The organism is Streptomyces sp. NPDC051207 (genome assembly GCF_040682395.1).
Taxonomy (GTDB): domain Bacteria; phylum Actinomycetota; class Actinomycetes; order Streptomycetales; family Streptomycetaceae; genus Streptomyces.
Genome location: NZ_JBFBAX010000024.1, coordinates 1 through 16,245 on the forward strand (window position 1 = coordinate 1; position 16,245 = coordinate 16,245).

21 protein-coding genes are annotated in these 16,245 nt (G+C 70.1%); 12 read left to right on the forward strand and 9 right to left on the reverse strand.

Going from position 1 to position 16,245, the window contains the following annotated elements; translation table 11 throughout:
- Positions 1–122: 122 nt before the first annotated feature.
- Together AB0M97_RS22255 and AB0M97_RS22260 are read right to left on the reverse strand one after the other, a co-directional pair.
- On the reverse strand, positions 123–2,624 hold the full coding sequence (locus AB0M97_RS22255; RefSeq protein WP_365962686.1) for an MFS transporter: 2,502 nt from the start codon (positions 2,622–2,624) through the stop codon (positions 123–125).
- Positions 2,625–2,637: 13 nt separating this feature from the next.
- Positions 2,638–3,138 carry a MarR family transcriptional regulator gene (locus AB0M97_RS22260; RefSeq protein WP_365962772.1) on the reverse strand — a complete coding sequence of 167 codons (501 nt, stop codon included), beginning with the start codon at positions 3,136–3,138 and terminating at the stop codon, positions 2,638–2,640.
- A gap of 247 nt (positions 3,139–3,385) precedes the next feature.
- Here AB0M97_RS22260 and AB0M97_RS22265 point away from each other — a divergent pair, with 247 nt between their 5' ends.
- Positions 3,386–3,577 (forward strand): hypothetical protein, encoded by a 192-nt coding sequence (locus AB0M97_RS22265; RefSeq protein ID WP_365962687.1) that lies wholly within the window; start codon positions 3,386–3,388, stop codon positions 3,575–3,577.
- A 185-nt stretch (positions 3,578–3,762) separates the two neighbouring features.
- On the opposite strand, the gene AB0M97_RS22270 is transcribed toward AB0M97_RS22265, so the two are convergent.
- The 5 genes from AB0M97_RS22270 to AB0M97_RS22290 form a co-directional block, all read right to left on the reverse strand.
- Complete coding sequence (locus AB0M97_RS22270; RefSeq protein WP_365962688.1) at positions 3,763–4,665, reverse strand: RNA polymerase sigma factor SigF; 903 nt, start codon at positions 4,663–4,665, stop codon at positions 3,763–3,765.
- Positions 4,666–4,954: 289 nt separating this feature from the next.
- Positions 4,955–5,806 carry an RNA polymerase sigma factor SigF gene (locus AB0M97_RS22275; RefSeq protein WP_365962773.1) on the reverse strand — a complete coding sequence of 284 codons (852 nt, stop codon included), beginning with the start codon at positions 5,804–5,806 and terminating at the stop codon, positions 4,955–4,957.
- Positions 5,807–6,096: 290 nt separating this feature from the next.
- A complete protein-coding gene (locus tag AB0M97_RS22280) occupies positions 6,097–6,390 on the reverse strand; it encodes a Dabb family protein (RefSeq protein WP_365962689.1) in 294 nt (97 codons plus the stop codon).
- Positions 6,387–6,572 carry a hypothetical protein gene (locus tag AB0M97_RS22285; protein WP_365962690.1) on the reverse strand — a complete coding sequence of 62 codons (186 nt, stop codon included), beginning with the start codon at positions 6,570–6,572 and terminating at the stop codon, positions 6,387–6,389. The genes AB0M97_RS22280 and AB0M97_RS22285 overlap by 4 nt, the downstream gene beginning before the upstream one ends.
- Before the next feature lie 421 nt (positions 6,573–6,993).
- Entirely contained in the window at positions 6,994–7,242 is a 249-nt protein-coding gene (locus tag AB0M97_RS22290) for a hypothetical protein (protein WP_365962691.1), read from the reverse strand.
- Positions 7,243–7,546: 304 nt separating this feature from the next.
- On the opposite strand from AB0M97_RS22290, the gene AB0M97_RS22295 reads away from it, so the two are divergent.
- Positions 7,547–8,008 carry a GntR family transcriptional regulator gene (locus tag AB0M97_RS22295; RefSeq protein ID WP_365962692.1) on the forward strand — a complete coding sequence of 154 codons (462 nt, stop codon included), beginning with the start codon at positions 7,547–7,549 and terminating at the stop codon, positions 8,006–8,008.
- A gap of 1 nt (position 8,009) precedes the next feature.
- Positions 8,010–8,576, forward strand: a complete 567-nt coding sequence (locus tag AB0M97_RS22300; protein WP_365962693.1) for an HD domain-containing protein — start codon at positions 8,010–8,012, stop codon at positions 8,574–8,576.
- Here AB0M97_RS22300 and AB0M97_RS22305 read toward each other — a convergent pair.
- A complete protein-coding gene (locus tag AB0M97_RS22305; protein ID WP_365962694.1) occupies positions 8,564–9,037 on the reverse strand; it encodes an NUDIX domain-containing protein in 474 nt (157 codons plus the stop codon). The two genes, AB0M97_RS22300 and AB0M97_RS22305, sit on opposite strands and share 13 nt — an antisense overlap.
- 2 nt (positions 9,038–9,039) lie before the next feature.
- The gene (locus AB0M97_RS22310; protein ID WP_365962695.1) at positions 9,040–9,798 is read right to left on the reverse strand and encodes a helix-turn-helix transcriptional regulator; all 759 of its coding nucleotides are present in this window, start codon (positions 9,796–9,798) and stop codon (positions 9,040–9,042) included.
- Positions 9,799–10,505: 707 nt separating this feature from the next.
- Between AB0M97_RS22310 and AB0M97_RS22315 the strand changes: the two genes are divergently transcribed.
- Genes AB0M97_RS22315 through AB0M97_RS22355 form a run of 9 tightly spaced genes read left to right on the forward strand, consistent with a single transcriptional unit; the run spans position 10,506 to position 16,187 of the window.
- Positions 10,506–10,772 carry a DUF6284 family protein gene (locus AB0M97_RS22315; protein ID WP_365962697.1) on the forward strand — a complete coding sequence of 89 codons (267 nt, stop codon included), beginning with the start codon at positions 10,506–10,508 and terminating at the stop codon, positions 10,770–10,772.
- On the forward strand, positions 10,772–11,059 hold the full coding sequence (locus tag AB0M97_RS22320) for a DUF6303 family protein (RefSeq protein WP_365962698.1): 288 nt from the start codon (positions 10,772–10,774) through the stop codon (positions 11,057–11,059). Before AB0M97_RS22315 ends, AB0M97_RS22320 begins: the two co-directional genes overlap by 1 nt.
- Positions 11,056–12,078: a DUF2637 domain-containing protein gene (locus AB0M97_RS22325; protein ID WP_365962774.1), complete on the forward strand. Its 1,023-nt coding sequence runs from the start codon at positions 11,056–11,058 to the stop codon at positions 12,076–12,078. The genes AB0M97_RS22320 and AB0M97_RS22325 overlap by 4 nt, the downstream gene beginning before the upstream one ends.
- On the forward strand, positions 12,075–12,308 hold the full coding sequence (locus AB0M97_RS22330) for a hypothetical protein (protein ID WP_365962699.1): 234 nt from the start codon (positions 12,075–12,077) through the stop codon (positions 12,306–12,308). Before AB0M97_RS22325 ends, AB0M97_RS22330 begins: the two co-directional genes overlap by 4 nt.
- Positions 12,308–12,646, forward strand: coding sequence for an RRQRL motif-containing zinc-binding protein (locus tag AB0M97_RS22335; protein ID WP_365962700.1), 339 nt, complete (start codon positions 12,308–12,310; stop codon positions 12,644–12,646). The genes AB0M97_RS22330 and AB0M97_RS22335 overlap by 1 nt, the downstream gene beginning before the upstream one ends.
- A gap of 33 nt (positions 12,647–12,679) precedes the next feature.
- Positions 12,680–13,180 (forward strand): hypothetical protein, encoded by a 501-nt coding sequence (locus AB0M97_RS22340; protein ID WP_365962701.1) that lies wholly within the window; start codon positions 12,680–12,682, stop codon positions 13,178–13,180.
- A 12-nt stretch (positions 13,181–13,192) separates the two neighbouring features.
- The gene (locus AB0M97_RS22345; protein ID WP_365962703.1) at positions 13,193–13,468 is read left to right on the forward strand and encodes a hypothetical protein; all 276 of its coding nucleotides are present in this window, start codon (positions 13,193–13,195) and stop codon (positions 13,466–13,468) included.
- Positions 13,465–14,043, forward strand: a complete 579-nt coding sequence (locus tag AB0M97_RS22350; protein WP_365962704.1) for a hypothetical protein — start codon at positions 13,465–13,467, stop codon at positions 14,041–14,043. The genes AB0M97_RS22345 and AB0M97_RS22350 overlap by 4 nt, the downstream gene beginning before the upstream one ends.
- Positions 14,043–16,187 (forward strand): hypothetical protein, encoded by a 2,145-nt coding sequence (locus AB0M97_RS22355; protein ID WP_365962705.1) that lies wholly within the window; start codon positions 14,043–14,045, stop codon positions 16,185–16,187. Before AB0M97_RS22350 ends, AB0M97_RS22355 begins: the two co-directional genes overlap by 1 nt.
- Positions 16,188–16,245 lie beyond the last annotated feature (58 nt).

Genomic DNA, 16,245 nt, shown 5'->3' on the forward strand with positions numbered 1-16,245 from the left:
CGGCGCCCACACCCGCCGCCCCGCCCCCCGGCCCGCCCGCCCACGCCTTCGATCACGAGGCGGCGCCGGCGCCCGCCGCCCCGCCCCCGCCCCCCCCCCCCCCCCACGGACCGGTGCCCGGACTACTCGCCGGGGTGGGCGAGGTCGATGTCGTGTCCGTCGACGCCGGGACCCGACACGGTCAGCGCGGTCGCCTTCGGCGGGTAGCCGGTGGCGATGACGGTGTACTCGCCGCCGTCCAGGTCGGCGAAGGCGTACGCCCCGTCCGCGCCCGTGGTGGCGGTGCCGACGACGTTGCCCGCGGCGTCCACCAGCGTCACCCGCGCGTCGGCCAGCGGCCCGTGCGGTGCCCGGACGGTGCCCCGGATGCGGGCGCCGGGGTCCAGGTCGATGTCCAGCCGGGTGACGCCGGTCGCGCCGACCTCCACGGGCAGGGCCTTGGGGCGGTACCCGGCGGCGTTCACCGCGACGGTCACCGTGCCCGGTACCAGCTCGCCGAAGGCGAAGTCGCCCTGCTCGCCGGTGACGGCGGTGGCCAGCAGATCGCCGCGCACATCGGTGACGATCACCATGGCGTCCCGCACGGGCAGCCCGCCCTGCGCGGCCCGCACCGCACCGGTCAGCCCGCTGGTGCCGCTGAGCAGGATGTCGTACGACACCGGCTCACCGCTGACGACGACCGTGGACGCCTGGGGCTGGAAACCGTCGGCCGACGCGATCAGCACGTACGAGCCCTCGCCCGGCGCGTCCAGCGTGTAGGAACCGTCGGCCTGCGCGACCGAGCGGCCGAGCTGCCGGCCCGCGAGCGAGATCAGCGTGACGGCGGCCCGCGGCACCGGCGCGCTCTCCGCGCCGCGCACGAAACCGCGCACCGGGATGCCGGAACCGTGGCCCGTCCCCGTGCCGCGGGCGACGGTGGCGACGGCCGTGAGCTGCTGCGAGGCCTTGCCTTCCGTGCCCGTGCCCTGCGCGGGGGCCGGGACCTTGCCGGAGGCGGCGGCCGGTGCGGGCGCCCCCGAGGCGGCGTTCGCCTCGGCGGCCTGGGCCAGCGCGCCGGACGTGCGCAGCGGGACCTCCTTGATGAACAGGGTCACCAGGAAGGCGACGAACGCGACCGGCGTGACGTACAGGAAGATGTCCGCGATGCCGTGCCCGTACGCGCTCTCCAGCCAGGAGCGGACCGGCGCGGGCAGCAGGTCCATGTCCGGCAGCGCACCGCTGCCCACGGCCTTGCCGGCCGCCTGCCGGGCCTCGGGGCTCAGCGAGCCGATGGTGTCCTCGGCGTAGTGCGTGATCCGGGTCGACATCACGGAGCCGAGCGCCGAGACGCCCACCGCGCCGCCGAGCGAGCGGAAGAAGGTCACCACCGAGCTGGCGGCGCCGAGCTCGTGCGGGGCGACCTGGTTCTGCGTGGACAGCACCAGGTTCTGCATCATCATGCCGATGCCCAGACCCATGACCGCCATGTACGCGGCGATCTTCCAGTAGTCGGTGTCGTACCGCATGGTGCCGAGCAGGCCCACGCCCGCCGTCAGCAGCAGCCCGCCCGTGACCAGCCAGGCCTTCCACCTGCCGGTCTTGGTGATGATCAGGCCGGACGCCGTGGACGACACGAACAGGCCGGCGATCATCGGGATGGTCATGACGCCCGACATCGTCGGGGACTTGTCGCGGGCGAGCTGGAAGTACTGGCTGAAGAAGACCGTGCCGGCGAACATCGCGATGCCGACGAACAGCGAGGCGGCCGAGGCCAGCGTGATGGTGCGGTTGCGGAACAGGCGCAGCGGGATGATCGGCTCGCTCGCCTTCGTCTCCACGAGGAGGAAGACCAGCGCGAGGACCAGGGCGCCGCCGACCATGGCACCGGTCTGCCAGGACAGCCAGGCGTACTTGTCGTCGGCGAAGGTGACCCAGATCAGCAGCAGGGAGACGGCCGCGGTGATGAAGAAGGCGCCGGCCCAGTCGACCTTGACCTTCCGCCTGCTCTCCGGCAGGTGCAGCGTCTTCTGCAGCACGGCCAGCGCGATCAGCGCGAACGGCACACCGACGTACAGGCACCAGCGCCAGCCGAGCCACTCGGTGTCGGTGATGACACCGCCGACCAGCGGGCCGCCGACGGTCGCCACGGCGAAGGTCGCGCCCAGGTAGCCGGAATAACGGCCACGCTCCCGCGGCGAGATCATCGCGGCCATGATGATCTGGGCCAGCGCGGTCAGGCCGCCCGCGCCCAGGCCCTGGATGACGCGGGCGCCGATCAGCATGCCGGGGTTCTGCGCCAGGCCGGCGACCAGGGAGCCGACGACGTAGACGCAGAGGGCTGTCTGGACCAGCGCCTTCTTGCTGACCAGGTCGGCGAGCTTGCCCCACAGGGGCGTCGAGGCCGTCATCGCCAGCAGCGCGGCGGTCACGACCCAGGTGTACGCGCTCTGGCCGCCGCCGAGGTCGGTGATGATCTCGGGCAGCGCGTTGGAGACGATCGTCGACGACAGGATGGCGGCGAACATGCCGAGCAGCAGCCCGGAGAGGGCCTCCATGATCTGCCGGTGCGTCATCGGAGCGGCCTCGGCGGTGCCTCCCCCGTGCTTGGCATGAGCCCGCACACCGGCCGGTGTGGTCGTTGCCATGGACTTCCTTCTCTTACGTGGTGATCGCGGGTGTACGGGTGGACGGATCGGTTCCGGGAGGCGCGGCGGGCCGGGCCGGGGTGTCCCGGCTGTCGCCGAAGTCGGCCCGCAGCCGGGACATCAGGCGGATCAGCCGGCCGACGTCCTCGTCGGTCCAGTCGCTGAGCCGCCGCGCGAGCACCTCGGTGGTCCGCCGGGACAGCTCGTCGAGCCGGGCCAGGCCCGCGGGCGTGAGGCGCAGGATGCGGGAGCGCTTGTCCGCCGGGTCGGGGGAGCGGTCGATCCAGCCGCGCTCGGCGGCGTGCGCGACATGGCGGCTGGTGACCGACATGTCCACGGCGAGCAGCTCGGCGAGCCTGCTCATCCGCATGTCCCCGTGCCGGTGGAGCAGGGTCAGCACGGCGGCGGAACCGCTCGGGCAGTCGGCCGGCATCATGCGCCCCAGCTCCCGTTTCACGGCTCCGAAGGCGCTGAACTGGCGCATCAGCTCCTCGTACTGCGCCCGTCCGGCCATCGCACCTCCCATGTTTGTTGCTTAGAGCAACCATAGGATCGGTTGGTTGCTACAGGCAAACAAATCGGGGAGTACGGGGCAAAAAAGTTGGCAAAGGCATGTATGACGAACGTCAACGCGCTGGTGGGGGGTGGAGGGCCGGTGCGTCCGGCAGACCCAAAGCGCTCCGGTGGAACCTGGTGGATCCGCTGGGGGAGCCGGGCCCGAGCTTGGGCCCGCACCCCGGGATTCGCTAATGTCTCGGCCCATGGCTAACACCCAGGGCCCTCAGGGCAACCACGACCCCGCTGGCAGCACCCAGATGTTCCGCGCGTTCGTCGACGAGGCGCCCCAGGGCCGGCAGGCCGCCGCCCCGGCCGGCCCGCGCATCGGCCTGATCGTCGGCGTGATCGTCGCCGTCGCCGTCATCGCCGCGGTGGCCTGGCTGGCGTTGAAGTAGGCGCGCCGGGCGGGCCCACTGAACAGGCGCGTGCCTTCGGCAGGCGCAGGCTTGAGCGGGCGCGTGCCTTCGGCGGACGCGCGCTCGCGGGGAACACACCGCCGCGGCACCCTGCGTTGACGCAGGGTGCCGCGGCGGTTCGTGTGTGAGGGGGGCGGGCCGACGGCCCGTCACCAGGCGTGCGGTCAGTCCGAGATGAGGCCGTCGCGCAGCTGCGCCAGCGTCCGGGTCAGCAGCCGGGAGACGTGCATCTGCGAGATGCCGACCTCCTCGCCGATCTGCGACTGGGTCATGTTGGCGAAGAAGCGCAGCATGATGATCCGCCGCTCACGGGGCGGCAGCTTGGCCAGCAGCGGCTTGAGCGACTCGCGGTACTCCACGCCCTCCAGGGCCGTGTCCTCGTAGCCCAGCCGGTCCGCGAGCGAGCCCTCGCCGCCGTCGTCCTCCGGGGCCGGGGAGTCCAGCGAGGAGGCCGTGTAGGCGTTGCCGACCGCGAGGCCGTCGACGACGTCCTCCTCGGACACGCCCAGCACCGCGGCGAGTTCGCAGACCGTCGGGGAGCGGTCCAGCTTCTGGGAGAGCTCGTCGCTCGCCTTCGTCAGCGCCAGGCGCAGCTCCTGCAACCGGCGCGGCACGCGCACCGACCACGAGGTGTCGCGGAAGAACCGCTTGATCTCGCCGACGACGGTCGGCATGGCGAACGTCGGGAACTCCACGCCGCGTTCGCAGTCGAAGCGGTCGATCGCCTTGATCAGGCCGATGGTGCCGACCTGGACGATGTCCTCCATCGGCTCGTTGCGCGAGCGGAAGCGGGCCGCCGCGTAGCGCACCAGCGGGAGGTTGAGCTCGATCAGGGTGTCCCGGACGTAGGCGCGCTCGGGGCTGTCCTCACCGAGTGCGGCGAGCCGCAGGAACAGGGAGCGGGACAGGGTGCGGGTGTCGATGGCTTCCGGGGCCGGGATGGCCGGGGCCGGCGCGGCCTCCAGGGGCGGTACGTCATCGATGGGGCCGAGTGCGTCGAGCACATGCGGCGCTGAGTCGCTCTCCGCGAGCGTGAGCACCTTCGAGCTGCCCTGTTCTGCGGACATGCCACCCCCTTTGGGTCGCGGGACGGTCGTGGCGGACGCTTCCGGTGAGGAACGCAGCCTCCACCTGAATACCGGAGCCGGAGCCCCGCCAAACGCTCTTCCCGCAGAATGTCACATGTCGGCAACGCGCTGTAGTGACATGTCGACATCTGAGACACGAATCCGCCCTGGAAACAGGGGGTCTGACGGTCTGTCGGCCCTCAAACCGCAAGAACGACGCTGGTGAGCGATTCGCTCTCCCCGGTGATGCCTCGCTCGCTCTTTCGATCGGGCCTCGTGCGCTTTTCGGTCAGGCCTCGATGCGGTTCGCCGACCGCAGACGCTGGAAGCTACGCGCCAGTAGCCGCGAGACGTGCATCTGGGAGACGCCGAGTTCGGCGCTGATCTGCGACTGGGTGAGATTGCTGTAGTACCGCAGCAGCAGGATGCGCTGCTCCCGCTCGGGGAGCTGGACCAGCAGGTGCCGCACGAGATCGCGGTGCTCGACGCCGTCCAGCGCCGGGTCCTCGTAGCCGAGCCGGTCGAGCAGCCCCGGCATCCCGTCGCCCTCCTGCGCGGCCTCCAGCGAGGTCGCGTGGTACGACCGTCCGGCCTCGATGCAGGACAGCACCTCCTCCTCGGAGATGCGCAGCCGCTCGGCGATCTCGCCGGTCGTCGGGGAGCGCCCGAGGGCCGTCGTCAGGTCCTCGGTCGCGCTGGTCACCTGCACCCACAGCTCGTGCAGTCGGCGCGGTACGTGCACGGTGCGGACGTTGTCACGGAAGTACCGCTTGATCTCGCCGATCACGGTCGGCATGGCGAACGTCGGGAACTGCACGCCCCGGTCCGGGTCGAAGCGGTCGATGGCGTTGATCAGCCCGATGGTGCCGACCTGGACGACGTCCTCCATCGGCTCGTTGCGGGAGCGGAACCGCGCGGCGGCGTAGCGCACGAGAGGGAGATTGGCCTCGATGAGCGCCGCTCGTACGCGGTTGTGCTCCGGCGTGCCCGGTTCCAGCCCTTTGAGCTCTCCGAAGAGCACCTGCGTCAGCGCCCGGGTGTCCGCGCCGCGGCGCTTCTCCGGCGCGGGCGCCTGGGCCGGAGCCGTGGCCCGTACCGGAACCTCGTCCTGGGGCGGCGCAGTACTGGCCGACACGGTCAACGCCACCTCTTCATCGGTCCACTCATCCGTCAAAAGCGGTCATAGCATCACAAGACATGTGCACTGTGTGCAAGCACCGCATACCGCCGTGTTGAGTGACAGGGTGGGGCGGAGTAGGCCTCGAACAACCCTCGAACGACCTCCAATGATCCGCCAGCGACACCTGAGTGGTGGGCGAGCGGCAGGCGGGGCTCCGGGCGGGCGCCATGCGAAAGCCCTCCGCCGGTCCGGCGGAGGGCCAGTGGGTACGGGACGGGCAGGCGAACGGAAGAGACAGGGGAGCGGGAGGGTCAGAACTCGTAGTCGGCGATCACCCATGTGGCGAACTCCCGCCACAGTCCGACACCCGCCTGGTGGTCCGGGTGCTCGACGTAGTGGCGCAGCGCGGCCTCGTCGTCGAACGCGGAGTTGATCGCGTAGTCGTAGGCGATCGGCCGGTCGCTGTTGTTCCAGGCGCACTCCCAGAAGCGGATCTCCGGAATCTTGCCCGCCAGCGCCTCGAAGGCCTCGACGCCCTTCACGACGCGCGGGTCGTCGCGCTCGACGCCCTCGTTGAGCTTGAAGAGGACCAGGTGTCGGATCATGAGTCTGATGCTCCTCCGTTGGCGACCCACGTCATGAAGTCGCCGATGGCCTTGGCGGCGTCCGAAATGCCCTGGAAGCCTATCTGGACGTAGTCGGCCGCTGTCTCAGGGTCCGTGATGATCACGTAGAGGATGAAGACCACGAGCACATAGACGGTGATCTTCTTCGCGTTCACCGCCACCGCGGCCTCCCCTTCTCCCCTGCGGCCTCTGCCTGCCTGTGCCGGCGCGCCCGTGGGGGCGCCGCTGTCGGCGGCGAGTGTATCCGCCGGGCCACCGAGGAGATCAACAGCAGGAAGGGCCCCGTCCTGCGACGGGGCCCTTCTTCAGCGGTAGCGGAGGGATTTGAACCCTCGGTGACTTGCGCCACACTCGCTTTCGAGGTCTGTTCCCACCTGCGGGGACGCCGTTCGGGGTCGTTCGTCCCCGTTCATTGTGGCGCCGTCCTGGGCCGGTTGAACGATCGCGGACACCGGCGTACGGCCATGAATGAGACGGAAACTGAGACGGGGCTGAGGGATCTCGTACTCAGGCTGTTCGAGCGGGTTAACTAGATCAACTGTGTGGGCCACCTAATCTCGTGTGCCCACCCGGGAACGCCGATCAGCCCCCTTCACCTTCGGGTAGCCGATCCCAGACCTCGCCCTCACACCGCAGTTTGAAGCCTTGCTGGGCAGCGACGCTCCTGGCCTGCTTCTTGCTGCGGATTTCGACGTCCCAATATGTCTTCGGGCCTGTGTACGTGTCGAAACGGTCGTCCTGCACAGTGCGCCAGACCCGGTAGCCGACGCGCCCATGCCTGTCCGCGACAAGCACCATGATCTGATCAACGTTGGGATGAGCCTCGTCCATAAGGAGACGATATGTCCCATTCTTTATCGCCGACAACCGTAACGGTCCTGGGCTACGGTGCCCACCGCGGCCCTTCCAACGGCGACGCCTTCCGGGTCGTACGGCACGCGGTGATGCAGTCGCAGCGGACAAGCTCGCTCTGCGGCGCGCGTATCGGCCCCCATCGGGCCCGATGCGCGGTCCTGGCACCAGTCGGCCGGTGGCGCCGGTCGGTCGTGCAGCCGCCCGTTCGGGCCCTCTCCGCGATGGCCGCGAGTCGTGGGAGTCTTGGGGTGACGACGAGCGAACGGGAGAGGGAGAGCGAGTGTCGCAGCAGGCCAACCCTCGGGGAACCTTCCTGAAGATTGCCGACGCGGTGAAGCGGCAGGTCGAGGACGACCCTGACATGACGGAGCTCCCGTCCCTGGCTCAGGTCATGCGCGACCACAAGGTCTCGCGCGGGGTCGCCCTCCGCGCGTTCGGGGTACTGCGGCAGGAAGGTGTGGCTGAACCGGCGCCCGGCGGGCGGTGGCGCGTCGTGCGCGCGGGTGCGCGAGTCGACCGGCGCCCGCTCGATCAGAGGATCGCGGACATCATCACCGCTGAGGGGCTGGAAGTAGGGGAAGCATTCCCGAGCGCCTCCGCGCTGGCCGACCGGTTCGGGGTGTCACGTCCCACCGTGGCCAAGGCGCTGGAGAAGTTGGAGACCGCCGGCGTGCTGGCGGGGGGAGGACAGGGCAGGGTGCGGACCGTCCGCGCCGTGCCGACGCGAGAGGAGCGTTCGTAGCTTGCCGAAGTTGACGGATTGGGCTTATCCCCTGGCTGAGTCCCTGCTCGCCGAGCCGCTTCCGCGGCGCTGGAAGCACTGTCTCGGGGTAGCCGAGAGGGCCCGTACGATCGCGCTCGTTCTTGACCAGGACGCGGATCTGCTGGAGGCCGCGGCGGTCTTGCACGACATCGGCTACGCGCCGGACCTGGCCAAGACGGGCTTTCACCCGCTGGACGGCGCGCGCTATCTCCGGGACGTGGCCGACGCCGATGCACGGGTCATCAACCTGGTCGCCCACCACTCCTGTGCCTGGATGGAGGCGGAAGCGCGCGGCTTGCGTGAGGAGCTGGAGGGTGAGTTTCCCCGCGAGAGCGATCACCTCAATGACGCGCTGTGCTTCTGTGACATGAACACAACGCCGGATGGCGCGCCCACCAACCCGATCAACCGTATCAACGAGATCGCGGGGCGGTACGGGCCTGACAGCTTGATCGGGACGTTCATCCGTCGCGCGGAACCCGAGATCTTGGCCTGCACCTCCCGCGTACTCGAACGGGTCGCCGCCGCCAAACGTCAGCCGATGTAGGGAGTCGTGCGCGTCCGATCCATGGCGTGCTCGATCCGGAGCCGCATCGTGGGGTGCACGTCCAGTGTCGCCAGGTCCGCGGGGTCGACCCAGCGGACCTGAGTCGTCTCGTTGCTCGTACGGAGTTCACCGCCGACCGGCCGGGCACGGAAGCAGATGCTGAACTGCTGGCGCACCTCGCCGTCGTCGTACTTCATCACGTGCCCGGGGTCCGTGTAGAGCCCGGACACGTCGACGACTTCCACCTTGATCCCGGTCTCTTCCCAGACCTCACGCACGACGGTGTCACTGATCGACTCCCCCACGTCGTGGCCGCCCCCGGGCAGTGCCCAGCGTCCGTTGTCGGACCGCTGGATCACCAGAACCTGACCCGCGTCGTTCTGCACGAACGCGACGACGGACGGCACGACCGAGTTGGCCGGCGGGGCGTCGGGATCGTGCAGGTAGTCAATGCGTCCCATGCTCAGGCTCCTGTGATGTCGCGGTCCGTGACCTGGCGGGCGCCTCCCCAGGTCTGTTCGATGCTATTCGCATAGGTGTCGAACAGGCCGCCGCCCGGCATGCGCCGCAGGTGGAAGACGGGAGCCATGTAGGCGCCGATGCCATATACGTGGGGGTTGACGAGCATCTCGTCATCGGACCGGTAGATGGAGTTGTAGAGCGTGGTCGCGTGGAGCCGGAAGCCGATTTCAGGGTGGCTCTCCATGAGGGGCCGATAGTTCACCAACGCGTTCCGGATCTTGCCATCCATGATCCGGTGCCCCTCATCTATGCCGCGCTGCCGGACGGCTTCACAGTCTGGGTCCCCGAGCAGGATCCGCACCTGCGTGGACCCCTTCACCTTCTTCTTCAGAAGCTCGTGGAACAACGGATCCTCGGACAGGAAGAGCCCGGAGTAGACGAGAACATCTAGGTTGCTCTCCGCTCGCTCGTAGAGGTCACGCCAGAGACCGGGCGGCACCGTGTGCCGATGCGGGTAGACGGCAACGATCTCGGCTTTGGTCAGATCCGTAGCGCTGTCGACAGCCCGGCTGTCGTCCCACAACGTCGTCACGTCGACGTTCAACGCCGCCGCGGTCGCGTACTGGTGACGCCGGTACGGCACTTTCCCCTGCGTGATCCAGCGTTCGACGGTCTTCGGGATGACGCCGATCTCTTCGGCGAGGCTCTGCACGGTCATGCCGCGGGCGAGGAGGGCGGACCGTAGACGCTCGTTCGACATCTGCACCCCCGTAGGGACTTCTAGGGACTTCTCGACCGTAGCCAGAAGACCGGGAGCTGTCTACGTGCGGGGTAACCAACTCCCCTGACCTGGCGCGATTCTGAATGTGCGCCAAGGAGTTCCGGCGCGAAAACCAGGAGGTTCCGTCGACGTACTTGACGGACCCTCATGCAGTACCTGTAAAACAGGTACTGCAACGACCGAACGCACCGCATCGGTCGGAAGGCGGCTTCATGCCGCATGCGCAGAAGGCGGGGACGCTGCAATCCCGCTGAAGGCCAGGGGACAGGGCTTCGGCCCGACTGGCGAGGTGGCCCGGTGACCGCGAGCAACGGCCGGAGGGTGGGGACGTGGTCCCCCTTGCAGTGCTTCATCCCTGTTGATCTCGACCGAAAGGTGTTCCAGTGCTCCGACGAAGACCTTGGGCGCCGCCGCGATGGACCGGCCGGCGGGCGCCAGTGCGGCATCCCGGCCGGTGAGCGGAACGCGCGCTCGCGGCCAATCCGGTCCGCCTCCTTCCTGCCATCGCAGCGGCTAGCGCTGCGGCCGGTTGCCTCCCTCGCCCGTCCGGGCCCGCGCATCGCGCGGGCTCCGTACGGGCGAGGCGCGGGGAGCCGAGACGTTCCTGGCTTCAACGGCAAGCGGCTCCCGGGGGGCCACCCGGGAACCGCGTTCGGCCGTTCCACCCTTCGAGAGGAACACGACCCATGAAGATTCTCCCCCTTCACCTGCTGTCCGACATCGACACGGCCGAGCAGGACCGCGAACCGACGGACGCGGAGCTGGACGCCATCGACGCCGAGATGCCGCTCATCCGCGCGGAGGTCGAGGAGCTGGACGTTCAGATCAGCCTCATGGACCGGCCGGTGACCGAGCTGGACGCGCGCCGGCTCCGCCGGGCCCGTCGCAAGGTGCTGGCCGCCCGCCGGGACCTGGCCAACCGGGACGGCGCCGACGCGCCGGAGGTGGCCTGATGGCGCGGGAGTTCACGGCGCAGATGTCCGTGTACAAGGGCCGGTGGCGCCTGTACGTCGTTCTGCTGAACACCACCGAACTGTGGCCGGAGTTCAGCTTCGACCGGGCTGATCCGGTGCCGACGCTCAAAGAGCGTGCGGACGCGCTCAGCGTGCTTGGCTTCGAGCGGGTTCCGGGGGCCGAGTGGCGGTGGACGGAGGACAGTCAGGAACACGGTTACCCGTCCTCTCCGGTCGTGCTGATCGCCGCCGTCCAGGTGCGTTCATGGATGGGGGCGAGCGCGTGAACACGGATCAGATCCGTTCAGCGGAACGCGCCCTGTCGGTCGGCACGTGGCTGATCGTCGCGGGCGCGATGCTGTACTCGATCCTCACCGTGACCCCGCTCGCGGCGGAGCACACGCCGGATGAGTGGGACTGGACGGCGCCGATCCTGCCGCTCGTCGTCGACGCGGCTGTCGTCATCGTGGTCCGGCTGGATGCGGTGCTGGCCCGGTTGGGCGGGCGCGGTGGCCGCTGGCCGGTCGCCCTGCGCTGGATGACCGGCTGCATGACCCTGGCCCTGAACGTCGCCGACTCCGCCCTGAACAAGGACCTGGTGGGCGTGGCCGTGCACGCGGTCGCCCCGCTGCTGCTCATCGTCACGGCAGAGACCGGGCTCGCCTACCGGCGCGCCATCGCCGCCGCCGTCACCGCGCTGGAGGAACGGCAGCAGGCGGAGCGTGAGGCCCGGCAGCAAGCCGCGCGGGAAGAACGCGAAACGGCCGCGCGCATGGCGCGTGAGGAGCGGGAGCACGCCGCGATGCTGGCGCGTGAACAGCGTGAACATGAAGCCCGATTGGCTCGCGAGCAGGCCGAGCGGGAGGAACGCACCCGCCGTGAGGAGCGCGAGCGGGAAGAGGCCCGCGAGCGGGCCGAGCGGGAAGAGCGTGAACGCCATGAGCGCGAGCGTGAACGGCTTCGGCTGGAGCGTGAACGCGCTGAGCGCGAAGAGGCCGAGCGCCGCGAGCGGGAACGGCAGGAACGCATCGAGCGTGAACGCCGTGAGCGAGCTGAGCGTGAGGAGCGGGCCGAGCGTGAACGCGCCGCCCTGCTGGCCGCCGGGCCCGCCGTCGAGAAGTTCCCCGAGGACCGGGCGCGCGCGACCGTGCAGGCCGCTTTCGAGGCCGGGTTGCCGGTGCGGGCCGCCGCCCAGCTGTGCGGCTGGTCGGTCGGGTGGGTGTCCACCCGCTACCAGGAACTGCGCGATGCCGGACACCCGGCCGCCGCTCCGGCGGGCCGTGCACTGGAAGGGGCAGCCGCGTGAAGCTCTCCCCGAACACGGCCCCGACCGAGCCGGATGACCTGCTGATCCGCTTCCACAACCTGGTCGGCGCCGCCGTCGACGTGACCGGCCGGACGCACGGCCAGGCGACGCGCTGGTACTGCCACGGGTGCGCTGAGAGCTCCGACTACGCCGACTCGGTGTACTTCACGCGGAGCAAGGCGAACGACCACGCCGGCGCGTGCCGGGCCGGATACCACCGGATCGGCTGATGGCGACCGTTCCGGTCTACCCCTGGCGCCTGGCGCCGGAGGGGTTGGCCACCCGCCGTCAGCTCCGCGCGATGGACCTGCGGCCAGGCGGTCAGGACGTAGTGGCGCAGATCGAGCGCCCGCGTCGTCGCCGTCCGCCGCTGGTCGCCTACCTCTACCGCGTCGACGCCGCGAAGCCGGTGCGGCCGATGACCCCGGCCAAGTGGGCGGCGCTGGACAAGGCCAACGCCGCCCGCCGCATCTGCCCGCAGTGCCGCATGGACTCCGGTTACGTCATCCCCGCATCGCTCGGGGTGTGCGTGCCGTGTGCCTATCCCGAGGAACAGCGCGCCGCCTGAAACCCCACCTCAACCCGTGTTGGGAGCCCTGCTGTGTCCAACCACACCCGTACCCGCACCGTGAAGACGGCCGCGGGCGTCCACACCGTCCAGATCCCGCGCCAGCGCGGGCGCCGTGGCGCGCAGCCGTTCGTGGTCGTCGTCCCGGAGCGTCCGTCCCTGACCCGTGAGGCGTTCGGCTTCCTGGGCCGTCTGCTGTGGAAGCACCGCCGCGGCATCGCGCCGCTCACCCTCGCCCTGTCCGCATTGCCGGTCACGGCGCTGCTGCACTGGTGGGCGTGGTGGTCGGGCCTGCTGCTCGCCCCGCTCGCCGCCGCCCCGCTCGCGTGGCTGACGTTCGCGCTGCTGCGACGCCCCGCCAGCCGCTCTGTGCTGCTGTGGCGGATCGGTCTAGCTGCGGGTGGCACGTCCGCGCTGACGTGGCTGTCCCTGGCCGCCGGGTTCGGCCCCACGGCCGGTCCGCTGCCCGTGCTGTGGCTGCTGATCACGCTCGCCGCTCAGACGGCGTGGCTGGTCATCCGTCGTAAGGGCTGAAGGGGGCGGGCTGTGTTCGGCGCGCGCCGCGCCGCCCTGCTGGACCGCTCGTGGGCTCTCGGCTCACGGGCGGCCCGCCGGTTGGGCGCCCTCGTTCACGCCGTCTCGGGTCAGTCCCGATGGCGGCCCACCGACCTGTACGCCGCGGCCGTCACGGCACGGTTTGCGGCTTCCCACCGGCTCATCGAGCAGGCGGCCGACGCGGTGGACGACGGATGGTCCGTCGACCACATCGCGACTTCGCCCCTGCTCGGGTCCATCACCGTCTTCGAGGAGGACGACTCGTGAGCACTCCCCCCAACGGTGCCCCGGCCGGACAAGCCCCGTGGGGCACGGCCAACGGCCACGGCGGCACCACCTCCGGCGGCCGGACCCGGCACACGCACAAGGAACGCACCTTCAACGTCAACTTCGGCGCCAATAACGGCAACGGCCAGGCCCCGAACGGCGGTCAGGCCCCTGGCGGGGGCGGGGCGGCCGACCGGCACCAGGGCGACCGGCTGATCTACGCGATCGAGCGGATCGAGTTCCGCTCCGACAAGGACATCCTGGCCCTGGCCAAGGCCGTCAACCACCTGGGCCGTGAGCTGTACCTGATCCTCGGCATGCGCGCCGAGGAGCTGAACGGCGTGCTCTCCCAGTACAAGGGCAAGTGGTACACCTTCGGCACACAGTCCCGGATCAAGGCCCGGCTGGTCTCCGCACACCTGAAGGTGTCTGCGGAAGCCGCCAAGGCGCTCGGGGTCGGCGCGCTGAAGATGGCGCACGCCTTCGACCGGCACTTCGTCAAGCCGGAGCAGGAGGCCAAGCAGAAGCGCAACGGCAAGACGGCCCGCCCGACGTTCACCATCGGGGAGGACTGATGGCCCGCCGCGACCGCGACAACACCCCCGCCGTGCGCGGATGGGACGGCCAGAACGGTTACGCGCTGGCCACCCTGCCCACCGGCCGGGGAGGCGTGCTGTCCACCATCGGCAACCACCTCGCCGCGAAAGCGGCGCCGTACCTGCCGCCGTGGATCGGCGCCGCCGTCCTCCCGCCGGCCGCCGGATGGGGCGTCCATGAGATGTGGGGCGACTCCGCCCTGTCCGCCGGTCTCGCGTCCGCCGGCATGGGCGCCGGTGGTGTCCTGCTGTCTGCCGTGACCTGGGCCGTCTCCGGCGGCACCAACAAGTTCCGCCGCTACCGCCGCGCTCAGGCCACCGCGAGCGTCGCCGCGGGCATGGGCTGGCTGACCTGCTCGGTGTCCGCCGGGCCGTTCGGTCACCCGATGACGGACCTGTGGCTGCTCGGGGGCGGGCTGTTCGCCGCGTCGTGGAACGTGCGCCAGATCATGCGCAACGCCCACGACGAGACCGAGGAGACCGAGTCCACCGGCCTGGGCAAGCTCGCCGAAGCCATCGGCATGGAAAAGGTGCAGGTCAAGAACGCCAAGGGCAATGGCAAGGGCATGGTCACCGCTGAAGTGGTCGTCCCGCCTGGCAAGACCATGGAGGACGTACAGACGGCCGCCCCGAAACTCGCGGCGGCCCTGCACGTCCCGCCGTCCGCAGTCACCGTCGACCGCAACCCGGACAACGCCGCCCGCGGCACGTTCTCCGCCCGCGTGGCCGACCTGCTCAAGGACGGCGTCCCGTTCCGTCCGCCGCAGGAACTGGGCCTGCTGCCGACGGAGCCGATTCCGGTCGGTCTGTACGCCGACGGCGAGGTGTGGTGGATCAACCCGTTCCTTGCCGAGATCCTCCAGCATCTGCTGGTCATGGGCGTCACCGGCTCCGGTAAGTCGGAGTTCGCGCGCACCGTGCTCGCCCATCTGATGACCCGGCGCAAGCTGTCGATCTGGCTGATCGACCTGTCCAAGGGTGAACAGACGGTCGGGCACATGGCCGAGGGACTGGACTGGTTCGTCGACAAGAACCGTGGCGGGCAGCGGGAGGCGAAAGCCCTGCTGCGCTGCCTGCCGGACGTGATCGCCGCGCGCGGCACGGAGCTGGCCAACGAGGGGTTGGACCAGTGGACGCCGGAATCGAAGCTCAACGCCATGGTGGTCTGGATCGAAGAGGCCGCCGATGTCGCCGACTTCGATGTCCTCGACAAGATCGCCCGTGCTGCCCGCTCGGTCGGTATCTGGCTGGTCATCAGCCTTCAGCGCGCGTCGTGGAAGAACGTGTCCACCGACGTGCGCGCCAACCTCCAGGCCGCCGCCTGCTTCGGTGTCGACGAAGCCGCCGACGCCGGGTTCTGCCTGCCCGACCGCGTCACGGAGTCCGGCGCCATTCCGGACTGGGGCGCGGACCGGCCCGGCTACGCCTACGCCACCGGCATGGGCATCCCGGCCAAGCGGTGGACGACCGAAGTGCGCGGCTCCCTGACCAAGACGGTCAAGGAACAGATCCGGGAAATGGTGCTGGCCGCCGCCGCGGTCCGTGACCCGCTGGACGACGTGTCCGCGCGGGCCGCCGGTCTCGCGTACGAGCGGCGTACGCACCACGGCACCAACCGCACCAACGCCCCCGACACGGCGACGGCGCCCGCCCTGCTGCACGCCGTCCCCAACCCGGCACCGGAGTTGGACGACAGGGAGGACGACGACATGGACGCCGTCGACCCGGCCATCGAGGAGGCCGCCGCCATGGAGTTGCAGGACGCCTACGACGACGTGATGTCGCAGATCCCGGCGGACCCGGAGCCGGACGCCCCGTACGCTCGCCTCCGTCTGGAGGACGACGTACCCGACGCCGACCCGGACACGGACCTCACCTTCGAGCAGACGGAGCGCCCGTCCACCGAAGAGGCCCGAGCCATCCTCTACGGCCAGATCGACGCATGGGCGGCACAGGACCGGCTCACCTTCGAGCCGGGCGACCTGATCCCCGCCACGGTGGCCGCCGGCCGCTCCCGCCCGTGGCTTCAGGGTGAGCTGAAGAAGCTCACCGAAATGGGCGTCCTCCAGCGCGACGGACAGGGCGAGTACACCATCGTCCGCCCGGTCGCCGTCGCCGCCTAGCACTACTCACCGTGACGCCCTGACTGTCAGGGCCGCGCTCTGACTCTGACAGTCAGGG

What these genes read in the sequence shown, in the direction of transcription:
- AB0M97_RS22255 (WP_365962686.1), bottom strand. Translation starts at nt 2,624, where the DNA reads ATGGCAACGACCACACCGGCCGGTGTGCGGGCTCATGCCAAGCACGGG.
- AB0M97_RS22260 (WP_365962772.1), bottom strand. Translation starts at nt 3,138, where the DNA reads ATGGCCGGACGGGCGCAGTACGAGGAGCTGATGCGCCAGTTCAGCGCC.
- AB0M97_RS22265 (WP_365962687.1), top strand. Translation starts at nt 3,386, where the DNA reads ATGGCTAACACCCAGGGCCCTCAGGGCAACCACGACCCCGCTGGCAGC.
- AB0M97_RS22270 (WP_365962688.1), bottom strand. Translation starts at nt 4,665, where the DNA reads ATGTCCGCAGAACAGGGCAGCTCGAAGGTGCTCACGCTCGCGGAGAGC.
- AB0M97_RS22280 (WP_365962689.1), bottom strand. Translation starts at nt 6,390, where the DNA reads ATGATCCGACACCTGGTCCTCTTCAAGCTCAACGAGGGCGTCGAGCGC.
- AB0M97_RS22290 (WP_365962691.1), bottom strand. Translation starts at nt 7,242, where the DNA reads ATGGACGAGGCTCATCCCAACGTTGATCAGATCATGGTGCTTGTCGCG.
- AB0M97_RS22305 (WP_365962694.1), bottom strand. Translation starts at nt 9,037, where the DNA reads ATGGGACGCATTGACTACCTGCACGATCCCGACGCCCCGCCGGCCAAC.
- AB0M97_RS22310 (WP_365962695.1), bottom strand. Translation starts at nt 9,798, where the DNA reads ATGTCGAACGAGCGTCTACGGTCCGCCCTCCTCGCCCGCGGCATGACC.
- AB0M97_RS22315 (WP_365962697.1), top strand. Translation starts at nt 10,506, where the DNA reads ATGAAGATTCTCCCCCTTCACCTGCTGTCCGACATCGACACGGCCGAG.
- AB0M97_RS22320 (WP_365962698.1), top strand. Translation starts at nt 10,772, where the DNA reads ATGGCGCGGGAGTTCACGGCGCAGATGTCCGTGTACAAGGGCCGGTGG.
- AB0M97_RS22335 (WP_365962700.1), top strand. Translation starts at nt 12,308, where the DNA reads ATGGCGACCGTTCCGGTCTACCCCTGGCGCCTGGCGCCGGAGGGGTTG.
- AB0M97_RS22355 (WP_365962705.1), top strand. Translation starts at nt 14,043, where the DNA reads ATGGCCCGCCGCGACCGCGACAACACCCCCGCCGTGCGCGGATGGGAC.